General features: G+C 62.9%; 18 protein-coding genes. 8 read left to right on the top strand and 10 right to left on the bottom strand.

Features of this window, described 5'->3' with window-relative positions; translation table 11 throughout:
- The first annotated feature begins 56 nt into the window (after nt 1-56).
- Nucleotides 57-428 carry a lysozyme inhibitor LprI family protein gene (locus V6M89_RS11725; protein ID WP_332853330.1) on the top strand — a complete coding sequence of 124 codons (372 nt, stop codon included), beginning with the start codon at nt 57-59 and terminating at the stop codon, nt 426-428.
- 12 nt (nt 429-440) lie between these two features.
- On the opposite strand, the gene V6M89_RS11720 is transcribed toward V6M89_RS11725, so the two are convergent.
- Complete coding sequence (locus tag V6M89_RS11720; RefSeq protein WP_332853329.1) at nt 441-1739, bottom strand: alpha/beta hydrolase family protein; 1299 nt, start codon at nt 1737-1739, stop codon at nt 441-443.
- A gap of 136 nt (nt 1740-1875) precedes the next feature.
- On the opposite strand from V6M89_RS11720, the gene V6M89_RS11715 reads away from it, so the two are divergent.
- Both V6M89_RS11715 and V6M89_RS11710 read left to right on the top strand, forming a co-directional pair.
- Entirely contained in the window at nt 1876-2364 is a 489-nt protein-coding gene (locus V6M89_RS11715; protein ID WP_332853328.1) for a hypothetical protein, read from the top strand.
- Entirely contained in the window at nt 2351-2638 is a 288-nt protein-coding gene (locus tag V6M89_RS11710) for a hypothetical protein (RefSeq protein ID WP_332853327.1), read from the top strand. Before V6M89_RS11715 ends, V6M89_RS11710 begins: the two co-directional genes overlap by 14 nt.
- Nucleotides 2639-2641: 3 nt before the next feature.
- On the opposite strand, the gene V6M89_RS11705 is transcribed toward V6M89_RS11710, so the two are convergent.
- The 4 genes from V6M89_RS11705 to V6M89_RS11690 form a co-directional block, all read right to left on the bottom strand.
- Complete coding sequence (locus V6M89_RS11705; RefSeq protein WP_332853326.1) at nt 2642-3067, bottom strand: DUF971 domain-containing protein; 426 nt, start codon at nt 3065-3067, stop codon at nt 2642-2644.
- A 17-nt stretch (nt 3068-3084) separates the two neighbouring features.
- Entirely contained in the window at nt 3085-3519 is a 435-nt protein-coding gene (locus V6M89_RS11700; protein ID WP_332853325.1) for an HIT family protein, read from the bottom strand.
- The gene (locus V6M89_RS11695; RefSeq protein WP_332853324.1) at nt 3519-7538 is read right to left on the bottom strand and encodes an FAD/FMN-binding oxidoreductase; all 4020 of its coding nucleotides are present in this window, start codon (nt 7536-7538) and stop codon (nt 3519-3521) included. Before V6M89_RS11695 ends, V6M89_RS11700 begins: the two co-directional genes overlap by 1 nt.
- A gap of 224 nt (nt 7539-7762) precedes the next feature.
- The gene (locus tag V6M89_RS11690; protein WP_332853323.1) at nt 7763-8254 is read right to left on the bottom strand and encodes a YqaA family protein; all 492 of its coding nucleotides are present in this window, start codon (nt 8252-8254) and stop codon (nt 7763-7765) included.
- A gap of 185 nt (nt 8255-8439) precedes the next feature.
- On the opposite strand from V6M89_RS11690, the gene ilvA reads away from it, so the two are divergent.
- The 5 genes from ilvA (at nt 8440) to rapZ (ending at nt 13708) form a co-directional block, all read left to right on the top strand.
- A complete protein-coding gene (gene ilvA, locus V6M89_RS11685) occupies nt 8440-9975 on the top strand; it encodes a threonine ammonia-lyase, biosynthetic (protein WP_332853322.1) in 1536 nt (511 codons plus the stop codon).
- 128 nt (nt 9976-10103) lie between these two features.
- Nucleotides 10104-10937, top strand: a complete 834-nt coding sequence (gene queF, locus V6M89_RS11680) for an NADPH-dependent 7-cyano-7-deazaguanine reductase QueF (RefSeq protein ID WP_332853321.1) — start codon at nt 10104-10106, stop codon at nt 10935-10937.
- Between the two features lie 339 nt (nt 10938-11276).
- Nucleotides 11277-11759 (top strand): PTS sugar transporter subunit IIA, encoded by a 483-nt coding sequence (locus V6M89_RS11675; protein WP_020704458.1) that lies wholly within the window; start codon nt 11277-11279, stop codon nt 11757-11759.
- Between the two features lie 66 nt (nt 11760-11825).
- Entirely contained in the window at nt 11826-12761 is a 936-nt protein-coding gene (gene hprK / locus V6M89_RS11670; RefSeq protein ID WP_008444515.1) for an HPr(Ser) kinase/phosphatase, read from the top strand.
- Between the two features lie 83 nt (nt 12762-12844).
- A complete protein-coding gene (gene rapZ / locus V6M89_RS11665; RefSeq protein WP_332853320.1) occupies nt 12845-13708 on the top strand; it encodes an RNase adapter RapZ in 864 nt (287 codons plus the stop codon).
- On the opposite strand, the gene V6M89_RS11660 is transcribed toward rapZ, so the two are convergent.
- The 5 genes from V6M89_RS11660 to hpf all read right to left on the bottom strand — a co-directional run bounded on the left by V6M89_RS11660 (nt 13709) and on the right by hpf (nt 17162).
- Nucleotides 13709-14083 (bottom strand): VOC family protein, encoded by a 375-nt coding sequence (locus tag V6M89_RS11660; protein WP_332853319.1) that lies wholly within the window; start codon nt 14081-14083, stop codon nt 13709-13711.
- Between the two features lie 96 nt (nt 14084-14179).
- The gene (locus V6M89_RS11655; protein WP_116992825.1) at nt 14180-14638 is read right to left on the bottom strand and encodes an Lrp/AsnC family transcriptional regulator; all 459 of its coding nucleotides are present in this window, start codon (nt 14636-14638) and stop codon (nt 14180-14182) included.
- Nucleotides 14639-14650: 12 nt separating this feature from the next.
- Nucleotides 14651-15736, bottom strand: coding sequence for an enoyl-CoA hydratase/isomerase family protein (locus tag V6M89_RS11650; RefSeq protein ID WP_332853318.1), 1086 nt, complete (start codon nt 15734-15736; stop codon nt 14651-14653).
- Between the two features lie 32 nt (nt 15737-15768).
- The gene (locus tag V6M89_RS11645; protein WP_332853317.1) at nt 15769-16704 is read right to left on the bottom strand and encodes an alginate lyase family protein; all 936 of its coding nucleotides are present in this window, start codon (nt 16702-16704) and stop codon (nt 15769-15771) included.
- A 98-nt stretch (nt 16705-16802) separates the two neighbouring features.
- Complete coding sequence (gene hpf / locus V6M89_RS11640) at nt 16803-17162, bottom strand: ribosome hibernation-promoting factor, HPF/YfiA family (RefSeq protein WP_026334892.1); 360 nt, start codon at nt 17160-17162, stop codon at nt 16803-16805.
- Nucleotides 17163-17172: the final 10 nt, after the last annotated feature.

The raw sequence follows: 17172 nt of genomic DNA, 5'->3' as shown, positions 1-17172 counted from the left end.
CGCAACTATGGCAAAATCGGCAACTCCGTCCCACCACGAGTCCCACGATGAAAAAAGTGTTTGCTGCGTTACTGCTGTGCGCCTCGGGCAGCGCCCTCGCCTACTCCCCATGCGGCTGGCATAACGATCTCGAAGGCGTGCCCTGCCTGAGCCAGGAATACCAGCGGACGGAGCGCGAGCTGAATGAGCGCTACAGCTCCCTGAACCTCAGGCTGGACAGCCGCGGCAGGGAGCAGCTCGAACGCAGCCAGCAGGAGTGGAAGAAGACCCGGGTCGAACGCTGCACCAGGCGCGAGGGCAACAGCGTCTTCGTCGACCTGGACTGCGGCAGCAGCCGCGCCGTCACACGCACCCGCTTCCTGCGGGAACGCCTGGATGAGTGCTACCGGTCGGGCTGCATCAACGAAAGGCTGAAAGAGCGTCCCTGACGCTTGCTGCGCTTACTGCGCCGGCAAATGGCGCCAGGCCAGGCCGAGCGCGGTGCGCGGGCGAAAGCCCTTCCACGGGGCAGGATCCGGCTTGATGGTGCCGTCCGCGCCCAGCGGCGGCAGCTCCAGATACGGCTGGAACGGCTGCTGCTTGAGGTGGATGCCGAGGAAGGCCGTGACGAAGTGCTGGTTGATGTTGTTGATGCGGCGGCTGTCCCACACCGGCTCGGAATAGGACATGAAGTCGTCGAAATTGGCCAGCATGGCCGGCGACGGCGGATTCGGCGCGGAATTGTGGCGGCCGCCGACATAGGTCAGCAGGTAGCGGTCGGCGTGGATGGCGCCCTGGAACAGGCGCAGCACGCCGTCCTGGTAGCCGGCCACGTCGTCCTGGTCGCCGCTGACGAACAGCATCGGCGTGCGCACGCCGGCCAGGCCGGCCGGTTCCCACACCTGGTGCGCGCCGCCCCATGGCGCAAACGCCACCACCGCCTTGATGCGCGGATCGCGCCGCGCTTCATATTGCGCGTTGCCCTGCTGGTTGACGGCCAGCTTGCCGCCGGGGACATACGCGGCCGCCACCGGGCCGACGCCGGCGCCGACGGTGTTGAGCGCGCCGTAGCCGCCCATCGAGTAGCCGATCAAGGCGGTGTTGTCGGCGTCGACCAGGCCGGACAGGAAATGCCCGCTGCCCGGCTTGCCCCAGGCGGCCACGGTTTGCAGCACGAACAAGTCGTCCTGCGCGCGGTTCAGCAAGGTGCTGGCGAAGCCGGCCTTGTCGGCGCGGGTCGATTCGGGATGGTCGATCGCCACCACGATGTAGCCTTTGGAGGCGAGGTTCTCGGTCAGGTAGCTCATTTGCAGGCGCGAACCGGGATAGCCGTGCGAGACGATCACCAGCGGATAGCCGCCGGCCGGCGCGGTGGCTGCCGGAGCTTGCGGCGCGGCATCGCGCGCGGCGCGGCCGTTGAACTCGAACTGCGTGTTGGGACGGGCCGGATCGTTCGGACCGGATCCGAGCACATCGGTATAAACGGTATGTTCTTTTTGGCCGGGCTGGAGCTGGGCCGGGTACCAGACTTCCAGCACCAGCTTGCGGCTGTAACGCGGGTTCGGTGTGGCGTCGCTGTAGCGCAGGATGTCGAGCTGGTCCGCATGCTCGGCCACCAGCGTGCGCACGCCGACCTGCAATGGTCCGCGCGCCGCCAGCTCAGGCGCATCGGGCCGCGCATCGCCGAAATACTCCTGCGCACGCAACGGCGCGACGATCAAGGCCAACGCCAGCACCAACCCTTTGCAAACATCCTTCATGCCATCTCCCATCCAGCGCAATAAAACCGCCAACTATCCCACGGCGCTGTGACAGCTTGATGAAATCCGTTTGATTTAGCCGAAACCGCAGCCAACTGGACGGGCTAATCTGGGTGAAGTCACCAGAGGTCCAATCATGTCTCCAACGATCTATCTCGATACTTCCGTCATTTTTCACCTGACCGACCCGCCGAGTTCCAACCCCATTACCCACGCGTGCCAGCAGTTGACGCAGCTGTGGTGGCACACCCGCTGCGTTCCAAGCAAGACCTTCATTTCCGAGTATGTCTTGGAGGACATAAAAGAGCGCGATCCGCTCAGGGCGACCCGATGCATCAAGGCCGTTCAGCACCTGGCCCAATGCCTATCGAGCTCACGTGTCGCATATGCTGGCGAACTTTTAATACTGGGAGGTGGTCCAAAAGCAGGAGCCTCTGCGGCAGGTCGGCATATCGCACGCGCAGCATTAAGTCATTGCGAGATCCTGTTGACCTGGGACTGTAAAAACATAGCGAACACGGGAAAAATGCCATTACTGCGATTGCTTATGTACAGCGATAAATTCGCATTGCCGGAATTGGTTGCCCCGTTTGAAATCATGGAGAACAGCTATGAAAATTTATGACGTAGAGATCCCCGCCGATCTGGAAATTCCCGAGCTGGATGACAAGACGAGGGCTGAGCTTGAAGCCACGCTGGTTGAAATCAGACGATACCGGAGAGAAGCAGCTCAGCGACTGGCAGCATCGCCTTTACGGGACTGGCAACCAGCAGTCGTGCGGTTTAAAGAATGCCCACCTCCCTCGCCTCCGTCCATCGATGTGGAAGCGCTGAGAAAAATGCCGCCCCAGCTACGCGCCATCTTCGTCTTCGCACATCGTGACGACGTCACATACTGAGCATTAATGCTTGTGGCCGCAGCCGGTGTGGTTCTTTGAGCCTGGGCCGGTCAGGGTGACGCCGGTCTCGCGGCCGCTGTCGCCTTCGAAGCCGGAGGCGTGCAGGCGGTCCATATAGTTGGCCCACAGCGCTTCTTTTTCATTGCCGAGCTTGTACAGATAGTCCCAGGTGTACAGCCCCGTGTTGTGGCCGTCGGTAAAGGTCGGCTGCACCGCGTAGTTGCCGACCGGGTCCATCGCCGCGATGCCCACTTCGCGCTTGCCCACTTGCAGCACCTCCTGCCCTTCCCCGTGTCCCTTCACCTCGGCCGACGGCGAATACACGCGCAGCAGCTCGAACGGAATCGAGAACGAGGCGCCGTCGTCAAATTCGATGTCCAACACTTTGGACTTGTTGTGGACGGTTAGGCCGATGGGTTGCTTGCTCATACTTGCTTGCTCATTGCTTATGCTTTCAAACGTTCGATTATCGCGGCGTGCAAAGCCGGCAGCAGCGCGCGGCGCGCGGCCAGCACTTCCGGCGCCGACGAGCGCTGCGCAACAGCCCAGGTCGGATTCGGGAAATGTGCATCGTCCACATAACGCGGAATCACATGCCAGTGCACATGGGGCGTCATATTACCAAAGCTGGCCAGGTTGATTTTTTCCGGCGCCATCACCGCGCGTTGTGCGGACTCGACCGCCCACACCACCTCCATCACGCGGCTGCGTTCAGCCGGCGACAGATCCGTCATTTCCTTGACGTGGGCATTCCACACCACGCGCGTGAAGCCCGGATACTCGGCCTCGTCCACGGCGACCACCGACAATTGGTGATCGCCCCAGATCAGCGCCGATACCGGCATCGGCGCTTCCAGCAGCTTGCACAGGTCGCAGGCCATTACACCAGCACCCGCTCGATGCCGCCGTCGTTGGCGCGCTTGACGTAGTCGGCCATCCAGTTCTCGCCCAGCAGGTGCTTGGCGATCTCGACCACGATGTAGTCGGCCGTCGTGCCGGCATCTTCACCGTAGCGCGACACGCCGCCCAGGCAGGCCGGGCAGCTGGTCAGGATCTTCACTTCGCCCTCGAAGCCATCGGCGCGCAGCTTGTCCGCGCCCTTGATGACTTCCTCTTCCTTGCGGAAGCGCACCTGCGTCGAGATGTCGGGACGCGCGATCATCAGCGTGCCCGAATCGCCGCAGCAGCGGTCGTTCTTCTCGATCTTGACGTTGTCGTGCGTCTGGATCAGCGTATTGACGGTCTTGGTCGCTTCCTGCAGCTTCATCGGCGTGTGGCAAGGCTCGTGGTACATATAGCGCGTGCCGGTCACGCCTTCCAGCCGGACCTGCTTTTCCATCAGGTACTCATGGATGTCCATGATGCGGCAGCCCGGGAAGATCTTGTCGAACTCGTAGGTCGCCAGCTGGTCGTAGCAGGTGCCGCACGAGACCAGCACGGTCTTGATGTCCAGGTAGTTGAGCGTATTCGCCATGCGATGGAACAGCACGCGGTTATCGGTCATCATCTTCTCGGCCTTGTCGTACTCGCCGGCGCCGCGCTGCGGATAACCGCAGCACAGATAGCCCGGCGGCAGCACGGTCTGCACGCCCACTTCCCACAGCATCGCTTGCGTCGCCAGGCCCACCTGCGAGAACAGGCGCTCCGAGCCGCAGCCCGGGAAGTAGAACACCGCTTCCGTATCGGCATTGGTGGCCTTGGGATTGCGGATGATAGGGATGACCTTGTCGTCCTCGATATCCAGCAAGGCGCGCGCGGTTTTCTTCGGCAGGCCGCCCGGCATTTTCTTGTTGATGAAGTGGATCACCTGCTCGCGCACCTTAGGCTTGCCCACCGTTGGAGGCGGTGCCTTGGTCTGCTTCTTGGCGAACTTCTTCAGCAAGTCGTTGCCCAGGCGCTGGGCCTTGTAGCCGATGCCGACCATCGCCGCGCGGGTGGCGTTGATGGTGGCCGGATCGGTGGCGTTGAGGAAGAACATCGCCGCCGACTTGCCGGGATTGAAGCTCTTCTTGTCCATCTTGCGCAGCAGGTTGCGCATATTCATCGACACGTCGCCGAAATCGATGTCGACCGGGCATGGGGTCACGCATTTATGGCAGACCGTGCAGTGGTCGGCCACGTCCTCGAATTCTTCCCAGTGCTTGATCGAAATGCCGCGGCGGGTCTGCTCTTCGTACAGGAAAGCTTCGATCAGCGACGAGGTCGCGAGGATCTTGTCGCGCGGCGAGTACAGCAGGTTGGCGCGCGGCACGTGGGTCGAGCACACCGGCTTACACTTGCCGCAACGCAGGCAGTCCTTGACGCTGTTGGCGATCTCGCCGATATCGCTTTGCTGCATGATCAGCGATTCGTGGCCCATCAGGCCGAACGACGGCGTGTAGGCATTGGACAAATCGGCTTCCATGCCGGCCAGGTTCAGCAGCTTGCCCTTGTTGAAGCGGCCTTCCGGATCGACCCGCAGCTTGTAGTCGCGGAACGGGCCGATTTCTTCTTCGGTCAGGAATTCCAGTTTGGTGATGCCGATGCCGTGCTCGCCCGAGATCACGCCGTTGAGCGAACGGGCCAGCTTCATGATGCGCGCGACGGCCTGGTGCGCCAGTTGCAGCATCTCGTAATGGTCCGAGTTGACCGGCAAGTTGGTGTGCACATTGCCGTCGCCGGCGTGCATGTGCAGCGCCACGAACACGCGGCCGCGCAGCACGCGCTTGTGGATGGTGGTCGCTTCGTCGAGGATCAGCTTGTAAGCCGCGCCGTTGAAGATCTGGCGCAACTGGGCGCGGATTTCCTGCTTCCACGTAACGCGGATGGTGCGGTCCTGCACCACGTCGAACAAGGTCGCGTCCGGCTGGGTTTTCAGGCGTTCGTCGAACACCGGCAGCAGGCGCTCCAGGCCCAGCTCGGCCAGTTGCGCGGTGACGGCGGTCAGCGGCTTGTCCAGCTCGGCCAGCAGGAAGGTCCAGCGCGCCGCCACCTGGGTCAGCAGCGCTTGCGCCTGCTCGGCGCGGTCGCCCATCATTTCTTCGTCGCCGACGGCGTCGTCGGCGTCGTCGCTCTTGCCGATCGGCAGATTGCCGGCGGCGAAAAACTGCTGCAATTCATCCGCCAGCTGCAGCTTGTTCTTGATCGACAGTTCGATGTTGATGCGCTCGATGCCGTCGGTATATTCACCCATGCGGTTCAGCGGGATTACCACGTCTTCGTTGATCTTGAAGGCGTTGGTGTGCTTGGCGATGGCGGCGGTGCGGGCGCGGTCCAGCCAGAATTTCTTGCGCGCTTCCGGGCTGACGGCGACAAAGCCCTCGCCCACGCGGGTATTGGCGATGCGCACCACTTCCGACGCGGCCAGCGCGACGGCGTTTTCATCGTCGCCGACGATGTCGCCGAACAGCGCCATCTTAGGCAGCACGCCGCGTTTCGACTTGGTGGCATAGCCGACCGCGCGCAGGTAGCGCTCGTCCAGATGCTCCAGGCCGGCCAGGCGCAGCGTGCTGAACTGCTCGCCCTTGGCCGGCAGGCCGTCCAGGTAATCCTTGATTTCGACGATCGATGGAATCGCGTCGCGCGCCTGGCCGAAGAACTCCAGGCAGACGGTGCGGGCGAACTTCGGCATCTTGTGCAGGATCCAGCGGCTCGACGTGATCAGGCCGTCGCACCCCTCTTTCTGGATGCCCGGCAGGCCGGCCAGGAATTTGTCGGTGACGTCCTTGCCCAGGCCTTCCTTGCGGAACTTGCGGCCTTCGATTTCCAGCAGCTCGGTCTTGAACGGCTCGCCTTTCGATTCGCCGCGCGCGGTCGGATGGGTCCACTCCAGCTTGAAGCGGGCCAGCGGCGTGTCGTGGATCTTCGACAGGTTGTGGTCGAGGCGGGTGACTTCCAGCCAGTCGCCGTTCGGGTCGACCATGCGCCACGAGGCCAGGTTGTCCAGCGCCGTGCCCCACAGCACGGCCTTCTTGCCGCCCGCGTTCATCGCGATATTGCCGCCGATGCAGGAGGCGTGGGCCGAGGTCGGATCGACCGCGAACACGAAGCCGGCCTTCTCGGCCGCTTCGGAAACCTTGTTGGTGATGACGCCGGCGCCGGTGTAGATGGTCGCGTATTCGCGGTCCAGGCCGGGCAGCACTTTCATTTCCACCGCGCCCATGTTGAGCAGCTTCTCGGTGTTGATGACGGCCGACATCGGCGTCAGCGGGATCGCGCCGCCGGTGTAGCCGGTGCCGCCGCCGCGCGGGATGATGGTCAGCCCCAGTTCGATACAGCCCTTGACCAGGCCGGCCATTTCTTCCTCGGTGTCCGGGGTCAGCACCACGAACGGGTACTCGACGCGCCAGTCGGTGGCGTCGGTCACGTGCGAGATGCGCTTCATGCCGTCGAAGCAGATGTTGTGCTTGTCGGTGTAGCGGCCCAGCACCTTGTTGGTGCGCTTGCGCAGATCGTAGACCTGCTTGAATTCCTCGCCGAAGTCGGCCACCGCCTTGCCGGCCGCGCGCAGCAGCTTGGCGACGTTGGTGCTGCGTTCGCGCGCCGCCTCATCATCCTGATACTCGCCGGTGTCGTCGACCGTCAGGCGGCGCTTGTCCACCTCGGCCAGGCGGTGATGCAAAGCGTCGATCAGTTCCTGGCGCCGCTTCGGGTTGTCCAGCATGTCGTCCTGCAGATACGGATTGCGGCGGACGGCCCAGATATCGCCCAGCACCTCATACAGCATGCGCGCCGAACGGCCGGTCTGGCGGGCGCCGCGCAAGGCATCCAGCAAGCTCCACGACTCCTCGCCCAGCAGCCGGATGACGATCTCGCGATCGGAAAACGACGTGTAGTTATAAGGAATTTCACGAAGGCGCGTGGCCTCGGGACCGTGGGGCGTTTCCGCCAGCAAAGCTTGGATTTGTGCAGGGGCATTCATTGTGAGATTGGACTTGTAGACTGAACCCGGGAGGGTCATTCTAGCGTATTGCGGCGCACCACGCCGGAACACCCTTAGGCCGCCGAGGGGCTATCCGGCATGCAATAACCCACCAAAAATTTGCAAATTCCGGCTTTTGTTGGCAATAACGGATAAATACCCGATATAAAACTGAATGAAATTCATGCGCAGAGGCGTATGGCAATATGATAGCTTGCACCAAATTAGCCGAGCAATTGGCCTATCCTATGCCAAACCCCGTCCGGCACGTACAACAGCAGAGTGGTCATGGTCAGGTAGCGCAGCAATTTTCCCACCGCCATGTAGGCGATGCTGGGCCAGAAAGGCAGCTTGAGCCAGCCGCCCAGGGTGCACAACGGATCGCCGACGCCGGGCAGCCAGGCCAGCAGCATGGTCTTGGCGCCGTAGCGCTCCAGCCAGTGGAACCAGCGGCTCTTGCGTTCCTTGGCGAAAGATTTCTTGGCCTGGTAGCCGATCCAGTAGTCGACCGCGCCGCCCAGCGTGTTGCCGACGGTGGCGACGGCGATGACGCTCCAGAACAGGGCGGGATTGGCCTTGATGACGGCAAACACCGCCGGTTCGGAGCCCAGCGGCAGCAAGGTGGCGGAGATCAAGCTGATGATAAAGACCGACGTCAGGCCCACTTCCGGCGCCGCCAGTACGTGCAGCAGCCAGGCGATTGCAGATTCGATCATCGGTTTCTTTGAGCGGAAGGAAAGGTGTCCATTATAATGAGTCGCACACCGCATGATTGAACCGTACGGCCGCGCAGCCATCCGCGCGCGGCCCGCGCCCCTGCTTCACCCGGTCACACGCCGGATAGTTAGCACTGAATGAGCAACGCCCCCTTGGGGTCCCGGAATCACACTGTTTGCAAACCATGACTATCGACTATCTGAAGAAAATCCTGACCGCGCGCGTCTACGACGTCGCTACTGAAACCCCGCTGGAACTCGCGCCGACCCTGTCGCAGCGCTTCGAGAACCGAATTTATTTCAAGCGCGAGGACATGCAGAGCGTGTTCAGCTTCAAGATTCGCGGCGCCTACAACAAGATGGCCCACCTGAGCGACGCCCAGCGCAAACGCGGCGTGATCTGCGCTTCGGCCGGCAATCATGCCCAGGGCGTGGCGCTGTCGGCGGCGCGCATGGGTTGCCGCGCGGTCATCGTGATGCCGACCACCACCCCGCAAGTGAAGGTGGAAGCGGTCAAGGCGCGCGGCGGCGCCGATGTCGAGGTGGTGCTGCACGGCGAGTCCTATACCGACGCCTACAACCACGCGCTGTCGCTGGAGCAGGAACAGAAGCTGACCTTCGTCCATCCGTTCGACGATCCCGACGTGATCGCCGGCCAGGGCACCATCGGCATGGAAATCCTGCGCCAGCATTCCGGCCCCATCCATGCAATCTTCGTGCCGATCGGCGGCGGCGGCCTGATCTCCGGCATCGCCGCCTACGTCAAGCAGATCCGCCCGGACATCAAGATCATCGGCGTGCAAAGCCTCGATTCCGACGCCATGGCGCGCAGCGTCAAGGCCGGCGAGCGCGTCACGCTGTCCGACGTCGGCCTGTTCGCCGACGGCACCGCGGTGCGCCTGGCCGGCGAGGAAACCTTCCGCCTGGTGCAGCAGTACGTGGACGACATCATCCTGGTCGACACCGACGCCATCAGCGCGGCCATCAAGGACGTGTTCAGCGACACCCGCTCGATCCTGGAACCGTCCGGCGCGCTGGCCGTGGCCGGCGCCAAGGCCTATGTCGAACGCGCCGCGCTGAGCAAGGACCCGATCAAGAACGAAACGCTGATCACCATCGCCAGCGGCGCCAATATGAACTTCGACCGCCTGCGCTTCGTCGCCGAGCGCGCCGAGCTGGGCGAAGCGCGCGAGGCGGTGTTCGCCGTCACCTTGCCGGAACAGCGCGGCAGCTTCAAGCGCTTCTGCGCGCTGGTCGGCCCGCGCAATGTGACCGAGTTCAACTACCGCATCAGCGACAAGGACGAGGCCCATGTGTTCTGCGGCGTGCAGATCGCCGACCGCAGCGAATCGGGCACGCTGGCCCGCACCTTCGAGCAGAACGAGTTCAAGACGCTGGACCTGACCCACGACGAACTGGCCAAGGCCCACATCCGCCATCTGGTGGGCGGCAAGAGCGCGCTGGCCAAGGACGAGTTGCTGTACCGTTTCGAATTCCCCGAGCGCCCGGGCGCGCTGATGCGCTTCCTGAACTCGATGGCGCCGAACTGGAATATCTCGCTGTGCCACTACCGCAGCCAGGGCGGCGACGTCGGCCGCATCCTGATCGGCCTGCAGGTGCCGTCCGAGGAAATGGACCAGTTCGCGCAATTCCTGACCACGCTGGGCTACCGCTACTGGGATGAGAGCGCCAACCCGGTGTACAAGCTGTTCCTGGGCTAACCCCGCAACCCTAAGCGACAGAACAAGCGCCGTCGCTTAGGGGTCAGACCCCGTGCGGGGTCTGACCCCACCACGCTTGAGGGGTGAAACTGCGCTACCATTCACCTTTACCCGAATCAAACAACACCATGACCAACACCGTCGACTTGTCCCCACTGGGAAAAACTTCCGCCTACCGCACCGATTACGCACCGGAACTGCTGTTCCCGATTGCGCGCCAGGGCAAGCGCGACGAACTCGGCCTGACCGGCACCCTGCCCTTCTTCGGCGTCGACATCTGGAACGCCTACGAAATCTCGTGGCTGAACGCGCGCGGCAAGCCGCAGGTGGCGATCGCCCGCATCACCGTGCCGGCCGACTCGCCCAACATCATCGAATCGAAGTCCTTCAAGCTGTACCTGAACTCCTTCAACCAGACCCGCCTCGACAGCCTGGTCGCGCTGAAGAACCTGCTGCAACAGGACTTGTCGAACGGCTTCGGCGCCACCGTGCACATCTCGCTGACCCAGCCGGAAGAATTCGGCATGGTGGAAATGGGCGAGCTCGACGGCCTGCTGCTGGACCGCCTCGACATCGAGGTCGACCACTACCACCCGGCGCCGGAGCTGCTCAAGGCGGCGCTGGACGAGGAGCCGGTGGAGGAAAAACTGATCTCGCACCTGCTCAAGTCGAACTGCCTGGTCACCGGACAGCCGGACTGGGCCAGCGTGCAGATCCACTATTCCGGTCCGCAGATCGACCAGGAAAGCCTGCTGCGCTACCTGATCGGTTTCCGCGAGCACAACGAGTTCCACGAGCAATGCGTGGAGCGCATCTTCACCGACATCTTGCGCCATTGCCAGCCTCAGCAGCTGTCGGTGTACGCCCGCTACACCCGGCGCGGCGGGCTGGACATCAACCCCTGGCGCAGCAACTTCAGCACAGCACAGAAACCGCCCAACCTTCGTGGCGCACGTCAATAAATCTGGTACTTTTTCCAATCAAACAGGAAAAATCAGGCGTATGATATGCAAATGGCGCGCGGTTATTGACCACCACGCGTCATACGGCCCCACCGGCCTGAAAACGCGCAAATAATCGGAAATTCGCCCCAGACCCTGGCGAAAAACCGGCGTTTTCCGTGATTTCTATTCAGAAATAGCGATTCCTTTCTTTGATGCACATCAATCCAGCCCGCGCGCCGGCTGGCCGACACAACCGTAACAACGGGCGCGAGCGATTTCCTGTTACATGGCGCAGAAACAAGCCTATAATTCTGCTCGCATGCCACCTTTGTGCGTTGCAACATTCTATGTCGCGTTATGAATAACCTTAGCAAAATACTCTCACTGGAAAACGTACTGCTGGATCTGGAAGTCTCCAGCAAGAAGCGCGCTTTCGAGCAAGCCGGCCTGATCTTCGAGAACAACTGCGGTATCGCCCGCTCCACCGTGTCGGACAACCTGTTCGCGCGCGAGCGCCTGGGCTCGACCGGACTGGGTCATGGCGTCGCCGTCCCGCATGGCCGCATCAAGGGGATGAAAAGCCTGAAATCGCCGCTGGCGGCCTTCGTGCGCCTGGCCGAACCGATACCGTTCGAGTCGCCCGACGGCAAGCCGGTCAACCTGCTGTTCTTCCTGCTGATTCCGGACCACGTCACCCAGCAGCACCTCGAGATCCTGTCCGAGATCGCCGAGATGTTCTCCGACGACGCCTTCCGCACCGCGCTGAGCACGGATGCGGATCCGAAATCGGTGCATTCGCGCATCATCAACTGGATGCCTAGCTTGCAAGCTGCGGGTTGAGATTTTCTTGGTCGTCAGACAATAGGTTAAACTAGGCTCCAGTTCATCCTCATGTAAAGACGACCCATGCTGCAAACTCCGCTGACGATACAACGCCTCTACGACGACAATCGCGAAAGTTTGCAGCTAGGCTGGTTCGCCGGCTTCCCCGGCGGCGAGCGCCTGATCTCCGGCGACGTCGCCTCGGCCGCCGACCAGGTCGGCCACTTGAACACCATCCACCCGGGCCGCATCCAGGTCTTCGGGCACCAGGAAATCAACTACTACCAGCGCCTGAAGTCGCTGACGCGCGCCCACGTCATCGGCGAGCTGATCGCCGGCGGCCCGCCGGCGCTGATCATCGCGCAGGGGCTGGAAACGCCGCCCGACATCCTCGCCATCTGCGACGAGAAAAACATCCCGCTGTTCTCCACGCCGCTGCCGGCCGCGCAGGTGATCGACTTCCTGCGCGTCTACCTGTCGAAGAAGCTGGCGCAGCGCATCATCATGCACGGCGTGTTCATGGACGTGCTGGGCGTAGGCGTGCTGATCACCGGCGATTCCGGCCTGGGCAAGAGCGAGCTGGGCCTGGAACTGATTTCGCGTTCGCACGGCCTGGTGGCCGATGACGCGGTGGAGTTCTCGCGCATCGCGCCGAACATGATCGAAGGCCGCTGCCCGGCTCTGCTGCAGAATCTGCTGGAAGTGCGCGGGCTGGGGCTGCTGGACATCAAGGCCATCTTCGGCGAGACCGCCGTGCGCCGCAAGATGCGTTTGAAGCTGATCGTGCACCTGGTGCGGCGCGGCGCGGCCGACGAGGAAGTCGAGCGCCTGCCGTTCCAGTTCCCGACCGAGGATGTGCTGGGCCTGCCGATCCGCAAGGTGGTGATCCCGGTGGCGGCCGGCCGCAACATCGCGGTGCTGCTGGAAGCCGCCGTGCGCAACACCATCCTGCAACTGCGCGGCATCGATACGCTCCAGGAATTCATGGAGCGTCAACGTCAAGCCATGAGCGGCGACTAAGCGTGTATTTTTCCGCATCATTGCGAAAACTAAACATGGTCATTATGGGCAAGTAAGCCCGGCCTGCGGTATCATCGGGGCCTATGCGCATCGTACTCATTACTGGTATTTCCGGCTCCGGCAAGTCCGTGGCCCTGAACGTCCTGGAGGACACGGGACACTATTGCGTCGACAATCTGCCGCCGGCCCTGCTCTCCAGCCTGGTGGACACGCTGGTCGCCGAAGGTCTGCAATCGCTTGCGGTGGCGGTCGACGCGCGCAGCGCCGAATCGCTGGCCACGCTGCCGGCCGCCGTCGAACGCCTGCGCGAGCTGGGGCACGACGTCAAGGTCATGTTCCTGACCGCGAACACGCACTCGCTGGTGGCGCGCTTCTCGGAAACGCGGCGCAGCCATCCGCTGTCGCACGAATTGCGCCCAGGCCAGAACCCGGCGGCGCGCCGCACGCTGATCGAATGCATTTCGGAAGAGCGCGAGCGGCTGTCGGCGATCGAGCAGTTGGGCCATGTGATCGATACCTCGGAGCTGAGCGCCAACAAGCTGCGCGCCTGGGTCAAGGACCTGGTGGCAATCGAGCGGGCGCCGCTGATCCTGTTCTTCGAATCGTTCGCCTTCAAGCTGGGCGTGCCGCTGGACGCCGACTTCGTGTTCGACGTGCGGGCGCTGCCGAATCCCTACTACGACCTGACTTTGCGCCCGCTGACCGGCCGCGATGCGCCGGTGATCGATTTCCTCAACGCCCAGCCGAGCGCGCTGGATCTGATGAACGACATCCGCGTCTTCATCGAGAAATGGCTGCCGTCCTTCAAGACCGACAACCGCAGCTACCTGACGGTGGCGGTGGGCTGCACCGGCGGCCAGCACCGCTCGGTCTACATGGCCGAGCAGCTGGCGGCCTACTTCCAGAAAACCGAACGCGTCATCCTGCGCCACCGCGAGCAGGCCTGATCACCGGCCCCAGTGCACCACTTCGATGGTGTGGCCGTCCGGGTCCTTGATCATGGTGCCGAAGTAGCGCTCGTTGATGTCCGGCCGTAAACCGGGCTCACGCAGGGGCGTCGCGCCCTTGCTCATCGCTGCGTCAAAGAACTCCCTGGCCGCCTGTTGGCTGGGCGCGGAGACCGCCACATGGGTGCGATCGCCGGCCAGCACGCCCTCGGCTGCCGAGGGATAGAGGCAAAAACTCCAGACGCCGTCGGCGCCGTAAATCACTTGGGTGGCGTCGCTGTGCTGCAAGGTGTAGCCCAGCGGCGCGAAGCAGGCGGTGTAGAAATCCGTGGCGCGCGGCAGGGCGCGGGTGCCGATGGAAACGTGGTCGATCATGATGCTGTCCTCCTGAAGTTGGAAGGCCCATCATACTGAGCGGCCGTGAGGCAAAATTGCAGACTCGCCCGTCCCGATGCAAGAATTACTCGATCTTCACAACGGCACTTTGGTTTCGAACTTGGCGCAGTTCATGGCCAGCAAGCTCTTGTAGTTGCTGACGTTGTTATTCGACGTGAACACGCGCCGCGTGAAAGCCTGGAACGCTTCCATCGATACCGCCGTCACCACCAGCATGAAGTCGAATTCGCCCGCCACTTCGTAGCAAGCCATGACGTCGGACTCTTCGCGCATCAGCGATTCGAACATTTTCAGCAGCGAGGTATTCTGCTGCTCCAGCTGCACCGTGACGAACGCCGTCAGCGGACGGCCGACGCGCACGCGGTCCACCAGCGCCACCTCCTTGACCAGCACGCCGCTGGCGCGCAACTGCGCGATGCGGCGCTGGCAGGTGGCGGCGGACGCGTGCACCTGCTCGGCGATGCGCCGCAGCGGGATGGTGGCGTCCTCCTGCAGCAGATTCAGTATCTGGATGTCGAGTCGGTCCAGTTCCACGGCCATCGGCGTTTAGTCCAGGTGGCGCAGCGGGTGGGCGTAGTCCGGCCACACCGGCTGGAAGAAACGCTGCACCATGGCCTCGCCGACTTCTTCCAGCGACGCCGGCTTCCATTGCGGCGCGTTGTCCTTGTCGATGACCAGCGCGCGCACGCCTTCGATCACTTCGCCGTCTTCGAAGTTGTGGCGCACCAGCGTGCGTTCCATGCGCAGGCAATCGGCCACGTCCAATGCGGCGCCGCGCTGGACCAGCTCATGCGTCACGCACATCATCAGCGGCGAGCGGGTGGCCATCACTTGCAACGTCTTTTGCGCGAAGGCGCCGTCGTCCGTTTTCAGCGAGGCGGTGATCGCGGCCACCGAACCGGCGCCGAAGTGACGGTCGATAGCGGCGCGCTCGGACTCCAGCTTGCTGTCGCCCGCCGCGGCCTTGAACGGCGCCGCGAAGGCAGCAATGGCCTCGGCCAATCCCGCGCCCGGCGTCGACTCCAGCAGCACCGACAAGGCCGCCATTTCGCTGCCAGGCACAAAGTGATCGGCCAGGCCCGCATGCAGCGCATCTGCCGCTCCGATGGTGACGCCGGTGACGCCAAGATAGCAGCCCAGCTTGCCCGGCGCGCGCGCCAGGAAATAGCTGCCGCCCACGTCCGGAAACAGGCCGATGTTCACTTCCGGCATGGCCATCCTGGTCCGCTCGGTGACGATGCGCACGCGGCAGTCTGGACCGCCCTGCGCCACGCCCATGCCGCCGCCCATGACCACGCCGTCCATCAACGCGATGTACGGCTTGGGATAAAAATGGATCAGGTGATTGAGCGCGTATTCCTCGGTGAAGAAATCCTCCACCAGCGCGCTGCCGCCCTGCGGCGTGGCGCGGCCGGCGTCGTAGAAGAAGCGGATGTCGCCGCCGGCGCAGAAGGCCTTTTCGCTGCTGCTGCGAATGACGACGGCGGCCACGCCGCTATCGTCGCGCCACGCCATCAGCGCCTGCGTGATATCGCGCACCATCGCCAGCGATAAAGAGTTCAAGGCCTTGGGCCGGTCCAGCGTGATGAAGCCGGTTCCGTTGCTGACGCTGGTGTGGACGTATTCGCTCATGAGGTGCTTGGTGTGGTGGAAAAAACCCTATTCTACTGCGACTTGCCGGGCGCCAGATGCTCCAGCGGATTGGCCAGGTTGAGGTCGCCGCCCAGGCGCGGCTGGAAGTTGGCTTTGAGCGGCATCAGCTCCGCCCTGCCCTGGTGCCGGGCGTAGACGATGGCGAACGACATCTCGCTGACATTGGCCCGCTCCTGCGTGAAACCGGTGGCCTTTTCCATCGCCGACGGGTCTTGCGCGGCGGCCAGCGTGAAGCGCATCAGCTGGTCCAGTTTGGCGGAATGCAGGTCCAGGATGGACGCGCTCATCACCAGCGGCACGGCCGCGAACACGTGGTAGTGCAAGGCCTTGGCCGCGCGCTCCATTTCCGCCGGCAGCGAACCGTCCGCCGCCACCTGCGCCATCGCGTGCTCGAACACCTTGCGGCCCCAGGCCAGGTAGCGCTCGTCATGCGTGACGCCGCCCACCGCCGTCACCGCCAGGCCTTCCCAGTAGTAGTGGTTATTGCGCGTGCCCTTGTGGGCATCGGAGTGCGCCATGGTGGCGTCGGCCAGCGTCTTGAACCAGGCTTCGATGGTTTGCTGCTGGACGGGGGTGGCGGCCGGCTTGACGCGGGCGTAGCTCAGCGCCATGCCGCCCAAAGTCCACTTGCGCACGTACCAGGCCTGCTCGCTGGACAGCTTGCCCAGCAAGGCCCGCTGCCCGGCCCAGCTCTCCAGCCAGCCCAGCGCGCAGGCGGCGTTGCCCTGGCTGGCGTTCTGCGCCACCTCGGCCAGGAAGTCGTCGATCGGCTTGGTGTTGGCGATATTGCGCGCCCGCAGTACCGGATCGATGACGGAGTGGTGCGCATCCGAGTAGTAGCTGTTGGCGTCGATGTCGATCACGGCCGGCGGCGGCGCGGTGCAGGCCAGCACGGTGGGGGCGGCCAGCGCCAGCAGCCATGCCGTAAATAGTTTAGCTCGTTTCATGCCACTCCCGTCCAAGTTTGGAAAACGTTTACTCTAAACCATTTGGACGCAAAAAAGGGCGCCTCTGCACCCTTAGTTTGATGGTGCCGGGGCCGTTGTTATAGGGCGGCGGCAGCGGGTTCGTAGCTATCCGGGAGATGCTTGATCGCATCGTGGCCGTGCTCTTGGACCTTGGCTTTGTATTTCATGACCTGCCGATCCAGCTTGTCGATCAAGGTATCGATGGCGGCGTACAAGTCTTGGGACAGGCTTTCCACGTAGACGGTCTTGCCCGACATACGCAGGTTGATTTCAGCCTTCTGGCGTTTCTCTTTCTCTTTGAGGTTATCTACAGTCAGGATGACAGCAATATCAATCACTTGATCAAAGTGGCGGGTGACGCGTTCCAGCTTGTTCTGCACGTATTCACGGATGGCCGAGGTCACTTCGAGATGATGTCCACTGATGGTGAGATTCATACACACTCCT

Origin of the sequence: Duganella sp. S19_KUP01_CR8, from assembly GCF_036688705.1 — a bacterium.
Classification (GTDB): domain Bacteria; phylum Pseudomonadota; class Gammaproteobacteria; order Burkholderiales; family Burkholderiaceae_D; genus Rugamonas.
The sequence above is the reverse complement of the archived record's forward strand: the minus strand, read 5'-3'. Positions and strand labels throughout refer to the sequence as shown.